At 43.3% G+C, this 12966-nt stretch carries 11 protein-coding genes; 8 read left to right on the top strand and 3 right to left on the bottom strand.

Annotation, left to right across the window (positions count from 1 at the left end):
* The first annotated feature begins 323 nt into the window (after positions 1–323).
* Positions 324–1499: a ParM/StbA family protein gene (locus FOF60_RS23980; RefSeq protein ID WP_192472015.1), complete on the top strand. Its 1176-nt coding sequence runs from the start codon at positions 324–326 to the stop codon at positions 1497–1499.
* Between the two features lie 14 nt (positions 1500–1513).
* Positions 1514–2110 carry a hypothetical protein gene (locus tag FOF60_RS23975; RefSeq protein WP_192472014.1) on the top strand — a complete coding sequence of 199 codons (597 nt, stop codon included), beginning with the start codon at positions 1514–1516 and terminating at the stop codon, positions 2108–2110.
* A 35-nt stretch (positions 2111–2145) separates the two neighbouring features.
* On the opposite strand, the gene pepF is transcribed toward FOF60_RS23975, so the two are convergent.
* The gene (gene pepF / locus FOF60_RS23970; RefSeq protein ID WP_413632914.1) at positions 2146–3951 is read right to left on the bottom strand and encodes an oligoendopeptidase F; all 1806 of its coding nucleotides are present in this window, start codon (positions 3949–3951) and stop codon (positions 2146–2148) included.
* 192 nt (positions 3952–4143) lie between these two features.
* On the opposite strand from pepF, the gene FOF60_RS23965 reads away from it, so the two are divergent.
* Complete coding sequence (locus FOF60_RS23965) at positions 4144–5769, top strand: ATP-binding protein (protein ID WP_192472012.1); 1626 nt, start codon at positions 4144–4146, stop codon at positions 5767–5769.
* A 51-nt stretch (positions 5770–5820) separates the two neighbouring features.
* On the opposite strand, the gene FOF60_RS23960 is transcribed toward FOF60_RS23965, so the two are convergent.
* Positions 5821–6993, bottom strand: coding sequence for an MFS transporter (locus tag FOF60_RS23960; RefSeq protein ID WP_192472011.1), 1173 nt, complete (start codon positions 6991–6993; stop codon positions 5821–5823).
* Between the two features lie 289 nt (positions 6994–7282).
* Between FOF60_RS23960 and FOF60_RS23955 the strand changes: the two genes are divergently transcribed.
* From FOF60_RS23955 to FOF60_RS23935, 5 genes are all read left to right on the top strand, one after another.
* Positions 7283–8410 (top strand): NAD(P)/FAD-dependent oxidoreductase, encoded by a 1128-nt coding sequence (locus FOF60_RS23955; protein ID WP_192472010.1) that lies wholly within the window; start codon positions 7283–7285, stop codon positions 8408–8410.
* Between the two features lie 227 nt (positions 8411–8637).
* Complete coding sequence (locus FOF60_RS23950) at positions 8638–9486, top strand: KPN_02809 family neutral zinc metallopeptidase (protein WP_192472009.1); 849 nt, start codon at positions 8638–8640, stop codon at positions 9484–9486.
* A 114-nt stretch (positions 9487–9600) separates the two neighbouring features.
* Positions 9601–10098, top strand: coding sequence for a cupin domain-containing protein (locus tag FOF60_RS23945; RefSeq protein ID WP_192472008.1), 498 nt, complete (start codon positions 9601–9603; stop codon positions 10096–10098).
* Positions 10099–10261: 163 nt separating this feature from the next.
* Positions 10262–10609, top strand: a complete 348-nt coding sequence (locus tag FOF60_RS23940) for a DsrE/DsrF/DrsH-like family protein (protein WP_192472007.1) — start codon at positions 10262–10264, stop codon at positions 10607–10609.
* A 17-nt stretch (positions 10610–10626) separates the two neighbouring features.
* A complete protein-coding gene (locus FOF60_RS23935) occupies positions 10627–11007 on the top strand; it encodes a peroxiredoxin family protein (protein WP_192472006.1) in 381 nt (126 codons plus the stop codon).
* A 659-nt stretch (positions 11008–11666) separates the two neighbouring features.
* Here FOF60_RS23935 and FOF60_RS23930 read toward each other — a convergent pair.
* Positions 11667–12923: a GGDEF domain-containing protein gene (locus tag FOF60_RS23930; RefSeq protein WP_192472005.1), complete on the bottom strand. Its 1257-nt coding sequence runs from the start codon at positions 12921–12923 to the stop codon at positions 11667–11669.
* Positions 12924–12966: the final 43 nt, after the last annotated feature.

The following is a 12966-nucleotide window of genomic DNA, read 5'->3' as shown; positions in this document are numbered from 1 at the left end:
GTGGAAATTAATAGAAAAAAAGTAGCCGTTAATCATTTGTATACATAAAAGTAAACATGTATACAAACTGTAAACAAGATGTGTACAATAACGTTTACGTGTATACAAAGTTGTATACATACCTATAAATCAACATGTAAACAACTTTGTAATCAATGTGTACAATTGTGTATACAATGAGCCTTAAGGTTTACAGCATGTTTACATGTTTACATTTATATTTCTTTTTACTTGTTCTGCTTGCAGTATCTATTATTTACCTTTACCTTTAAAATAGTAAGTGAGTATACATAAACTTAGATTAATGAAAAGGAATGATAGAAATGACGAAATCTAGAATTGCGGCTGTTGATGTTGGTAACGATTCTATTAAAGCTATTTTTGGAGAATTTGATAATGAGTTAAATATTCCTAATATCGTAGCAAGGGACACAGAAGACCGTCCTGTCATCGGTATCGAAGAGCTTGATACGAAAGATCCTCTTGATGGAATCCATATTCGTGTCCACTCCCCTGCCCTGAAGGAAAATAACGCTATTTATCGTGTTGGCAATCTGGCGACTAAAAGTGATAATGCGACAGAACTAGATCCGGGAAGCAGCAAGTCCGAGGAAGACCAGACTTTAGTTATGTTGTTTGCTACTCTTGCATTGGATGCAGTCAATGAAGATAATGCGAAGCTTTTTTCAAAAAGCAAGAATGTCATCGATGCAAACTATACACTAGGGACTGGACTGCCACTTCGTGAAGTAAAGGAAGGGAAAGATGCAGGCTACCGTTCTAAACTAGTTGGGTCCGTCCATCAGGTTGAGTTCCTCGTAACGCCTAAATACCAGGGTTTGAAAGTTAATATTAAATTTGATGAAGTGAAGGTATACCCTGAGGGCTTCGCTGCTTATATCAATCTAGTAATGGATAACAGCCTTAAAATCATCAACAAGGATTTAATTGATAGAAGGATCCTGATCCAGGATATCGGCGGATTATCTACTGATATCGCTGTCATCAAGAACCGCAATGTTGATGATGACAAAGCGCAGGGCTTCAATCTTGGTGTTTCTGAGGCATTGGAACAAATCAGGGAAGAAATCCGCAGCAAGCATGGTGTGGAGTTGGACAGCCGAACAGATGTAGTAGAAATCATCACGCGCAAGAATGACCGCAACCATATCATGGTTAAGGGAAGCCGGACAAGCGTCCATGATATCACTGATCGTATCCTTCTTGAACTGGCTAAAAAGCAATACCGCCTGCTTCGCAATGTCTGGGCTAAAAACTCTCAGACTGAAATCTGCTATTTTGTCGGCGGCGGCGCAACCGTCCTAAAGGATTACATTAAGACATTGAACAATAATCTGGATGGCTATAACATTGAATTCTTTGAGGATGAAAAAGAGAGCATCTGGATGATGGCCAATGCTTACTACAAGCTCATCATGGATTATGTTAAGAAATCAGAGAAGAGCAGCAAAGCCGCTTCTGAACCTGTTAAAAGCTAAAATAAGGTGATTCTATGAAAAAAACCAACCCAAATGAGATTAAAAGAGGACAGGCACTATCGTTCCGCGTTCCTTCTGATACACCTGACCATATTTTAAGGCATCTTCAAAAATTGAAAGAAACCGAGAGAAGGAATTTTTCCAGCAAGATTGCTGATTTTGTCCTGCAAGGTGTAGGGAATTCATATTCGAGGGAACGCGAGACGATTACCATTCCCCTCCCGCGCAATCTCAGCAAATCGCAACGGGATTGGATCAAGCATGAGCATTCAGAAGCTTTGCTGGGCAATATCGTATATCACCTGCTGACAGACCCAATACGGGCCACAGCACTGCTTGCATCCTTGAATAGCAAGTCAACAGAAATTGATGAAGCTCTGTATCTTCAGGAAGAAGAGATGGATCTTCCGGCATCAACTGCAGCAGAGGACTCACTGTATATAGAAGAGACTGCTTCAACGGCTGAGAGCAATGCTCTGGATGATGATGACCTTGATTCGTTTGTGTGGGAATCAATCAAGCAGACCGAGTCACCGGAAGAGGATAGCGAAGAGAAGGAAGAGGATTTGGATGACCTTCTTGGGGATTTCCTTGCTAAAATGAATAAATAAGCAGAACCCATGGGAATGTCCCATGGGTTCTACTTCTATTGGTAAGATTGTTCTAATTCATCAATTAATGAACCGACATAAGCTACTGCTTTTCGGACAGGTTCCGGTGTCGACATATCCAATCCTGCATGCTTCAGCAAGTCGAGCGGTTTCATAGTGCCGCCCGCACGGAGCACCTCGAGCCAGCGGTCTACGGCAGGCTGGCCTTCTTCCTTGAACAGCTGTGATACGGCAGTCGAGGCGGTCAAACCAGCAGAGTAAGTGTATGGATATAAGCCCATATAGTAATGAGGCTGGCGCATCCAGGTCAGGCCGGCTCCTTCATCGATTTCCACAGTATCGCCCCAGAAGCCTTCAAGGACATCAGTTTTGATTTCAGTCAGGGTTTTAGCCGTCAGGGCTTTGCCAGCTTCAGCATGGGCGTATACACGGCGCTGGTACTCTGCCTCCAGCAGGTGCGTGACAAAGTTATGGTAGTACGTTCCTAAGAGCTGAAGAATGACCCATCGGCTCATTTGGGCATCATCTTTATTTTTTTCGAGAAGATGCTGTGCGAGCAACATCTCATTCATTGTAGAAGGCGCTTCTATGAAATACATGGAAGGGCGGACATTCATGATGCGCTGGTTTTGGTTCGCCAGGTAAAAATGTCCGGCATGGCCGAATTCATGGGCAAGTGTAAAGCAGCCGCGCATATTGTCAGCCCATGTGATTAGGATATATGGATGTGAACCATAAGGGCTAGAGCAGAATGCACCCGTTGATTTACCGACATTATCAGCGAGATCCACCCATCTTTCATCAAAGCCTTTTTCAATCATGGCGGTATAATCAGGGCCCATTACTTTTAAGGACTCTGTAATCAGGTCGCGCGCTTCATCATAGGTGATGCTAGGATCAAATTCAGGATCAAAAGGAGCCTTCAGGTCACAGAACATCATTTTGTCCAGCCCCAGCACCTTCTTCTTTAACTGGGCGAAACGGCGCATATGCGGTGCCAGTTCCTTGTAAATGATATCAATTTGATTATTGTACATTTCCTGTGTAACCTGCTGCGGTTCCAAAAGCATATCGGTAACGGACTCATAGTTTCTGAGCTTTGCCAGTGTAACCTGTTTCTTGACTTCAGTTGCATAGGTGGCGGCAATTGTATTTTTATATTGTTTCAGTGTCGAAACAAAGGATTCATATGCTTTTCTGCGGACATAGGTGTCAGGTGAAAATTCATATCGGCTTTCGAATACTGCGAAAGAGACGGACAGTTCATTTCCCTCTTCATCCTGAATTGAGGAGAACTGCATATCGGCAAGTTTAGCCATTCCATAGATATTATAAGGAGCAGAATGGACCTCGCCAAGCGCAGCCAGTACTTCTTCTGTTTCTGGCGATAATTTGTGCTTTTTGGTTTCTAATAGTTCTAATAAGTTCTTTTTAAAAGGTTCCAAATCTGGTTCTTCCTGAAGGAATCCTTCGATTTTACCATCCTCGAAATCAAGTATTTCAGAAGAAATAAATGATAGAGCAGACATAGCTTGTGTGCCAATGGCTGCTACTTTGGCGGAATTTGCCTGATTCAATGGGTCTGTGCCATCAGCGGATTGTTTCAGGCTAGCATATGTACGTACTTTTACCAGCTTTTTCGTCAGTTCTTCCTGAGCAGTAAGGCATTCCAGCAGTGCCTTCGGTTCTGTATGCAGGCTGCCTTTAAAGCCGCCGAATTTTTTGACGTCCTCTTCAATCTCTTTCAGTTCAGCCTCCCACTCCTGGTCAGATGAGAATAAATCATCAAGATTCCATGTCATATCAACAGGGACTTCAGAGCGGGAAAGGCGCTTTTCCATCGTTTTAGCCAAATTAATCTCCTCCTTTTATAAGTTAATATTACTACGATACTCGAAATAATTTAAGTTAAAGTTAAATTATTTTAAAAATTTTAAAAATATCAAAGGGTATCTTCTATAAATTTTATGGAAAAGGTGTAATCTCTGGTTTATGATATTAGTAAATTTGGAATTAATTTAGGTGGGAGCCAGTTGATTATAATAGATTACATAATTAATCTTTCAATGCTTTCTTTAATGGTCAGTACTCCTTTGGTAATTCGCTCTTATCTGAATCTTAAGCCACTCAAGCAGCTTCGATTCTGGGTAAGTCTATATGCAGGGATTGTTTCCTCCTTGCTTGTTAGCTTATCTTTCCAGGATCAAGGTTACTCATATGATATCCGCTATGCCGTAATCATTTTGGTCTTTGCTTACCTCGGACCAGGTGCAGGCATGATTGCCAGCACTTTTGCATTGACGGCCAGGTTAATAGTATCTGATAACTGGTTTCCTGCAATAGTTGGCTGGTTAGTAGTTATGGCCGTTTTTATCGTAATTCACAAGTTCACTATACATTTTAGACCAGTCAGAAGATACATGATCTTTCTGTGTTCTTACATAGTCACGTATATTATTACTGTACCGATCGTTTTAAACATAATTAAAGACAATCCACTGTTCCACCTTCAATACTTAATGTTTGTTTCAATAGGAGTACTTATTGGAGGATTATTGATCGAGTCCTATGAAAAGTTATACAGAATTATTAAAGAACGAAAGAGGATGGAGCAAACGCTGGAGGAAAGTGAATCAAAATACCGCCTCATTGCCGAAAATACCTCAGATCTCATCATGGTAATGGATAAAGAGCATGCTATTAGTTACTTTTCTCCCTCACACGAGGTGGTGCTGGGTTACAAGGTTGCGGAGCTGGAAAAAATAGAAATATGTAAGGTCATTCATCCAGATGACGTAGGGAAATTCAGGGAAACAATCACAAAGATCATGAAGAATAAGAAATCACTGCCAGTAGAGTTCCGCTTCGAGCATCAAAATGGCAAGTGGATTGATTTTGAGTCCCGCTGCATGCCTGTTATGAATGATGGGAAATCAATTGAGCACATTGTGATCATAAGCAGGGATATTTCTGAACGCAAAAAATCGGAAGAGATTCTTTTGCAATCCGAAAAGCTATCGATCGTGGGAGAACTGGCAGCAGGGGTAGCCCATGAAATACGGAATCCCCTTACGACAATAAAGGGGTTTGTCCAGCTGTATGGAAAAGACAATGGATCGAATGAAATAAATAACTTACTTCTAAGTGAACTAGAAAGAATCGAAATAATAACAAGTGAAATGCTTTCTTTAGGAAAACCGCAAGCTATCCAGCTTAACCGGGCCAACTTGTGTGACTTGATCGATCATATAGTCGAATTCTTATCTCCGCAGGCTAATATGAAAAATATACAATTCAGCCGTAGTTATCTGGGTGCAGATTTCTTCATAACATGCGAGAAAAACCAGATCAAGCAAGTGTTCCTGAATATTTTTAAGAATGCAATGGAGGCCATGCCGAAGGGCGGACATATTGATATAAAACTGCAAAAGGGGATAGATGGTGAGTGCATTATTTCTGTTCAAGATGAAGGTTTTGGGATTCCAGAAGAATTGCTTCCGCGCTTAGGAGAGCCATTTTACACATTGAAGGAGAAAGGGACGGGTCTTGGGTTGATGATTTGCCATAAAATCATTAAACAGCACAATGGTACTATTTCCTATCATAGTAAACTAAACATTGGGACCTTGGTTGAAATAAAACTCCCCTTAATCAATTAAGTAACTATAAATAAAAGGAGGATGGTAAATAAGCCATCCTCCTTTTTGTCATTATTGGTCTAACGAATGGGAAGTTTTTGTTCGCGCTTGATAGAATTGGTACAAAACCAAGGCAATCATTGATAAAACAATGCCAGAAATATAAGGCATTCCAATGGCAATCGAGAACAGCCATCCTCCTAATGGAGGTCCAATGATCCTGCCGAGGGAATCAAAGGATGAAAGCAAGCCAGTCGTGCCGCCATGACCGGTCGTTGATTTTTTGGTTAGTAATGAGGATACACTTGGGCGAATCAACCCATTTCCTATTCCAAAAATGGTCAGGAACAATGCTGCAGTCCCAAATCCTTCTGTCAGGAGGATCAACCCGAAGCCTGCCGCAGAAATGACGATGCCCAGCTGGATGACAATACCCTCGCCAAGCTTCTTAGTCAATCTGCCGACTAGTCCTCCCTGTACGATGGCACCTGCAAGACCCATGATCATGAAAATATATCCTAATTCGACGGAACCCAGCCCTGCTTTTTCAGCAGCAAAATAAGCAAAGGTTGCCTCGAGTCCGGATAGAGAAAGTGAAACGAACAGCTGGAGCAGAAATAACATAGAAAGCGGTCCGCCCAAAGCCTTTAGCAATGAGGTTTTTTCCTTTTCCTGAATACTGCGCTGTTCAGGTGTTAGTGATTCTTTCAGGACGAAAGTAACGAACAGGAACGTAACGAGCGAAGTTGCTCCTGCAAGGTAAAAAGGTGTGCTCAGGCTAGTTTGCGAAAAGACACCGCCGATTGCCGGACCGAAAATAAACCCCAGTCCTACTGAAGCACCGATGATTCCCATGCCTTTTCCGCGGTCTTCCTCAGATGTGATATCTGCGACATAGGCCATGACAGTCGGCATATTAGCCGAAGATAAAAATCCACCAATGATTCTGGCCGCGAACAGCATCCAAAGCTCAGTGGAAAGGGCCATCAAGAAAAATGAAAGGGACAGCCCAAGTATGCCAATCATGATGACAGGCTTTCTGCCAATCCTATCGGAGATTCGGCCCCACATTGGCGCGAATATGAACTGCATCAGGGAATAGACCGCCATCAACAATCCTAGTTGAGTGGGGGTTGCCCCGATTTCTTCAGCGTAAAAAGGGATGACCGGAATGATAATTCCAAAGCCGACCATAACGAGAAACATGACTAAAAATAAAATAGGCAGAGCCTTTTTGGTGTTCATCTTTATATTCACTCCATTATTTCAACAGTATCATTGCCGTAAGTACACAATAATAAAAATTATATCAGAAACCCCCGAGGTATAGCGAAAATTACTTTTCGATAGTAGAAACTATTTTTAAAAAGGGTCCGTTGACGTCTCTAGAAGATTAGCATTCGGTATTTTAGGATATATAATTCAAAATTTTGTAAAGGAGCTAAGGTGTAAATTTAAGAAAATGATGTTTTTGAGTCTGTCGCATTATTTCTGTAAAATGATATCAAGAATCTATTACGGAAAAGGTGTAGGGATGAAAACATATATTGTTATCGGGGCTGGGATACTAGGAGCATCGGCAGCTTATCACTTAGCAAAGGAAGGCAAGAATGTAACGATTATTGACAGGGGAGAGCCGGGACAGGCGACGGATGCCGCGGCTGGAATCATTTGTCCCTGGCTGACCCAGCGCAGAAATAAGGCCTGGTATTTCCTCGCAAAGAATGGGGCGGCCTTTTACCCGTCACTGATTGATCAGCTTGAAGAGGACGGCGAGAAGGAGACAGGCTATCAGCGTGTAGGCGCAATTAGCCTTCATTACGATCATGAAAAACTTGTAAAAATGGAAGAAAGAGCGACAGTAAGGCGAGAAGATGCGCCAGAAATCGGAGAGATCAGGCAGTTGGATCAGCAAGAAACAAATGAGCTTTTCCCGCCCTTATCAGAAGAGTATTCAGCTGTGCATGTAACCGGCGGGGCCCGCGTAAATGGACGCCTGTTGCGGGATGCTCTTCTGAATGCTGCCAAAAAACATGGAGCTTTGATGGTAAATGGAGATGCTGAATTAGAGTACACTCGCGGAAAAGTGACTGGTGTTAGAGCAGGGGACACAAAATATGAAGCCGACAGTATCATCCTGACTGCAGGGGCATGGGCACCTGAGCTGCTGGAACCACTTGGGAAGAAGCTGAATATCTCTCCTCAAAAAGCACAAATCATCCATCTAATGCTGGAGGATACTGAGACCGGCAGCTGGCCTGTCGTCATGCCTCCTAATAACCAGTATATTCTATCGTTCGATGGAGGCAGGGTTGTCATTGGTGCAACGCATGAAGACGAGCAGGGATTTGACCGCCGTCCGACTCTCGGCGGCATGCATGAAATTATCGATAAAGGAATATCGGTCGCACCAGGCCTGGCAAATGCAACATATCTCGAAACAAAAGTGGGGTTCCGTCCAGTCGCGCCGAACTTCCTGCCAATCATTGGGGCAGTCCCGGGCTATGAAAATCTATTCCTTGCTAATGGGCTAGGAGCATCAGGCCTGACAGTCGGACCCTATCTGGGTGTCCAGCTAGCCAAACTGGCTGCAGGAGAAGACCTCGAAATATACCTCGAGCAGTACGATATCTCTGCCGCCATCAGTGACAATATTTCCTAGGCAATGAAAAAAGCAAGAAGAGTACCTTTAATGAGGGGGCTCTTCTTGCTTTTTTGTTTGTGGAGGAACAATTAATGAAAGCTTTGCTCTGCCCGGAATACTAGTAACATACCAAAAAAATAATCACAGAAAGGCAAATAAATCGCTTCATAGCGGGTATAACACTAAGGACATTCATTATAGATTGTATATCAATGTTTAGTATATAGCGGGAAGGAGCCAACATCATGCAATGGAAAGGCAGAAGAGCGAGCAGCAATGTGGAAGATAGAAGAGGAATGGGCGGCGGAGGCATGCTCATGGGCGGCGGCCTTGGCGGGATTATCCTGTTAGTGATCATGACATTCCTTGGCGGAGGCGATATGGGGGATGTCGTCAACAATATGACGAATGGCGGTAACCAGTCTCCTGCCCCTTATGAGCAGACAGCTGAGGAGGAGGAGCTGGCCCAATTCGTCTCAGTCGTTCTTGCCGATACAGAGGAAGTATGGTCCGAGGTATTTGCGGAACAGGGAATGGAGTATCAAGAGCCAACACTTGTTTTGTATTCCGGCAGTGTCCAGTCAGCCTGTGGAATGGCTGGATCGCAGGTAGGCCCATTTTATTGTCCGGGTGACCAGAAACTTTATATAGACCTTAGTTTTTATAATGAACTTCAAACAAAATTCCAGGCACCTGGTGACTTTGCGATGGCCTATGTTGTCGCGCATGAAGTAGGACACCATGTGCAAACATTACTGGGAACCACCGATAAGCTGAATTCACTGCGCGGTCGTTTGGACCAGACAGAATTTAATAAATATCAAGTCCGTTTTGAGCTTCAGGCCGATTATTTAGCAGGCGTTTGGGCTCACCATGCACAGGGAATGGGTGTAGTCGAAGAAGGTGACCTGGAGGAAGCGCTGAATGCTGCCAGTGCAGTAGGAGATGATACGATTCAGAAGCGATCCCAGGGCTATGTCGTGCCGGAAAGCTTCACACATGGAACGTCAGAGCAGAGAAAAAGCTGGTTCTATAAAGGCTATAAAGCTGGCAACCTTAAAGAAGGCGATACGTTTAACACAAGAGAATTTTAGGTAGAGATAAGCATAGGCCATTTTGGCTCATGCCACATTAAAGAAAATTGTGGTGGGCACTTCACTTTTAAAAGTATCATTCAAATACGTTAAAAGAAAGGAGCAGATTCCACAATGGGAACACAAGTACATTCATTTTTTGCACAGGACACAGGTGATATTCCAAATAACCCGACATTGCCGGTCATTGTCTATCAGGGTGTTTTTGACGATAACTTGAGCATGGAGGAACAATTCGAGCAGCATAATTGGACAGGCACCTGGACGGGTGATATTTACGATTATCATCACTATCATACCAATACCCACGAAGTGCTTGGCGTAAAGTCCGGCAGTGCCACCGTACAAATCGGCGGTGACAGCGGAGAGAGACTTGAGCTTAAAGCAGGGGATGTAATCGTCCTTCCGGCGGGTACCGGCCACAAGAAGGTCGACAGCAGCCAGGATTTTGCCGTCGTAGGCGCCTATCCAAACGGCCGGAGTCCTGATTTGAAAAAAGAAGACCCTGGAACCAGGGCACAGGCACTATCCCAAATCAAAAACGTGCCAGTGCCAGAGACAGATCCAGTTTACGGTGAAACAGGACCCCTGCTTCATAAATGGGTGAAATAATTAGTTAAAGAGACAGGCAGCAGCTTGGTGTGAAGAACCAGGCTGCTGTTTTATTTTGTTTTTAAATATACCTATATGGGTATATAATAAGGGTAAGATTCATCCATCATTTGGACAGCATAATTAGTTGTAGAAATAAACGAGCTGAAGGAAGGGAAGCCACATGGCAAATAAGAAATTTGTTTACTTCGTTTCATTGAGTTCCAATGTCCCTTATGTTCTGAAAAAAGCGCTCAAAAACGCTGAGGAAAAGAACGAGGTATCGATTTTCTTTGATTTAGATGGAGCCCGAGTCCTAGATAAACGGTATGCGAAGGTCATGGAGAGAACTCACAATATGGATTTGCAAAAATTAATGCAGCAGGCAATGGATCAAGGAATTAAATTTTTCGGGTGCCAGATGAACGTGCTGATCGCCGATGGATTGGAACTGGTTGAGGGTGCCGAACTGTCAGGTGTTGCAACCTTTTTAGAGACTGCCTACAAGGCGGATGCAGTGCTAAGTTACTAATGGAGGGAGAAGAGCTGATGGAAAAGAAAAAAGTAGTGGTAATGGCTTTGCATGATGAATTGGAGTCGGCTTATCCACCTTTGAATGTGGCCGTAGGAGCTGCGTCATCAGGTGCAGATGTCATCCTCGCATTTTCCCGCAGGGGAGTCAATATCCTGGATAAACGGTATGTTTCCGTCCCGTCCGAAGACCTTGAATACTTATCAAATGCGTTGAATGACTTTGGAGTATCTTCTGTTCATGACCTGCTCGGGATCGCCGTAGAAATGGGGGCCCAGCTGTATGTGGTAGATATGGACGTGAACGATCATTTTGAATTCATCCATCCGGCAGAACAAGTGCCAATCAAATGGCTGCTGAACGAAGCAGCATCCGCGGATTTATTTATGCATTTTTAAAAATAACAAGGGGTTGCAGGCTGGACTAGCGGGTTGATATAGACAGGTTTAAGGCGCAAGCAAGTTAAGTTGTTAAGAAAAAAAGTAATTGTGACAGGTTCGGGGGGCGAAGCGGAAAAGCAGTCAAGAAAAGCTCGTTATTGTGACAGGTTTGGCGTGCAAAGGAGAAAAGCTGTCACAAGATGAGGAAACTTCAGACAGGTTTGGTGCCAAAAGGCGAAAAGCTGTCACAAGATGAGAGAACTTCAGACAGGTTCAGCATCAACAGGCGAAAAGCTGTCACAAGATGAGGGAACTTCAGACAGGTTTGGTGCCAAAAGGCGAAAAGCTGTCACGAGATAAGGGAACTTCAGACAGGTTCGGTGCCAAAAGGTGAAAAGCTGTCACAAGATGAAAGAACTTCAGACAGGTTTGGTGCCAAAAGGCGAAAAGCTGTCACGAGATTAGGGAACTTCAGACAGGTTCAGCATCAAAAGGTGAAAAGCTGTCACAAGATGAAGGAACTTCAGACAGGTTTGGTGCCAAAAGGCGAAAAGCTGTCACAAGATGAGGGAACTTTAGACAGGTTTGGTGCCAAAAGGCGAAAAGCTGTAAAAATAGCAGAACTCAAAACTGCCAGTCCACACAAAAAAAGACAGAGAATCCGTTTCTCTGTCTTTTTACATAGCACTGATTGGAGCACGCTGGGCAAGCTCGTCCTTGAAGGTGACTTTATTTTTGCCGAGTTCTTTCGATTGCAGTAACAGCTGGTCGGCGTAGATATAGCCCTTTTCCATGGAGGTATATTGATTTACTTTGAAGTAATATAGCCCGAAGGAAGAGGTGATGGTAACATCGTGTCTGCTTGATTGATAATCGACCTCGACTGAGCTTGTTTCGACTCCAAGACGGATTTTTTCCACAAGCTCGATTGTCTCTCTGAAGGCTCTCTCCCTGAGAATCAAGGTGAATTCTTCTCCGCCGCTGCGAAAGACATAATCGTTCTCGGATAAATAGGTTTTAAGGGTGTTGGCAAAATGCTGGATGACCCGGTCTCCGACAGCATGGTTATAGGAGTCATTAATCAGCTTGAATTTATCGATATCGGCAACGACAATGCCGACTGTCTCACCTGACTGGTTTAATTCGGACATTTTTTTATCCATGAAAGCACGGTTCGGAACCCCTGTCAGGAAATCTGTATAGGCCATTTGCTCGAACTTGTCCCGTTCAATCTTATTCTTGATCATTTGTGACTTCGAATGGAAAGAACGACTGACAAGATAGTTAAGAATGAATAAAGCGACCACCATTCCCCATTGCTGCTGTTCTAGCAATAGCAACAGCAATCCATTCGTGAAAGCCGTTTTGCCAAGGTCCAGCCAATTGATGCTTTGGCGGACAAATTGGCTTGCCTCCTTCAGGTTCCTGATTTCTCCCAGGATATGAAAAGCAGTTAATAGAAATGTAATGGATATCAATATTGTAAGCAGAGCCAGGGTGCACATCAGGATCCAGAATCCGAATGGAATACCTTCGAAAAGCGGATATCCAATCTGAAATAAATAATATCCGATGGAGTAGATCAATACATGGGCACCTATATTGTAGAACATATCCCAAAATTCAGTTTCATCAGCTGTTTTGGAGGTCTTTTTTGAAATGTAAACCGTAAAACGATAGATAGCTTCAAATATGAATAAGCCTAGCGGACCGGCAAATATCCCAAATGACAAACTGTAATTAATGCCATAGTCGAATTTCGTTGCTCCGCTTTTGGCCGTGATTCGTAAATGGTTATAAAGCATAGAAAAGAACCAATAGATAAACAATGCTATAAAAAATGTGTTTTTATCTAGAGCAAAACTACCTAATCCAAAAGCCACGGCGATAGCAGTGAAAAACAATGAAAAGTCATATAACCTAGCTTTTAGCATAGGCAGAAAATCCCCTTTCCCAAACTCTACCATTAATTTTATC

The sequence above is a fragment of the Mesobacillus jeotgali genome, from assembly GCF_014856545.2.
Lineage (GTDB): Bacteria > Bacillota > Bacilli > Bacillales > Cytobacillaceae > Mesobacillus.
The sequence above is the reverse complement of the archived record's forward strand: the minus strand, read 5'-3'. Positions and strand labels throughout refer to the sequence as shown.

Bases quoted from the DNA above. Each gene is read 5' to 3' on its own strand.
- FOF60_RS23960 (WP_192472011.1), bottom strand. From the start codon at position 6,993: ATGAACACCAAAAAGGCTCTGCCTATTTTATTTTTAGTCATGTTTCTC.
- FOF60_RS23935 (WP_192472006.1), top strand. From the start codon at position 10,627: ATGGAAAAGAAAAAAGTAGTGGTAATGGCTTTGCATGATGAATTGGAG.
- pepF (WP_413632914.1), bottom strand. From the start codon at position 3,951: ATGGAAAAGCGCCTTTCCCGCTCTGAAGTCCCTGTTGATATGACATGG.
- FOF60_RS23980 (WP_192472015.1), top strand. From the start codon at position 324: ATGACGAAATCTAGAATTGCGGCTGTTGATGTTGGTAACGATTCTATT.
- FOF60_RS23930 (WP_192472005.1), bottom strand. From the start codon at position 12,923: ATGCTAAAAGCTAGGTTATATGACTTTTCATTGTTTTTCACTGCTATC.
- FOF60_RS23940 (WP_192472007.1), top strand. From the start codon at position 10,262: ATGGCAAATAAGAAATTTGTTTACTTCGTTTCATTGAGTTCCAATGTC.
- FOF60_RS23975 (WP_192472014.1), top strand. From the start codon at position 1,514: ATGAAAAAAACCAACCCAAATGAGATTAAAAGAGGACAGGCACTATCG.
- FOF60_RS23955 (WP_192472010.1), top strand. From the start codon at position 7,283: ATGAAAACATATATTGTTATCGGGGCTGGGATACTAGGAGCATCGGCA.
- FOF60_RS23945 (WP_192472008.1), top strand. From the start codon at position 9,601: ATGGGAACACAAGTACATTCATTTTTTGCACAGGACACAGGTGATATT.
- FOF60_RS23950 (WP_192472009.1), top strand. From the start codon at position 8,638: ATGCAATGGAAAGGCAGAAGAGCGAGCAGCAATGTGGAAGATAGAAGA.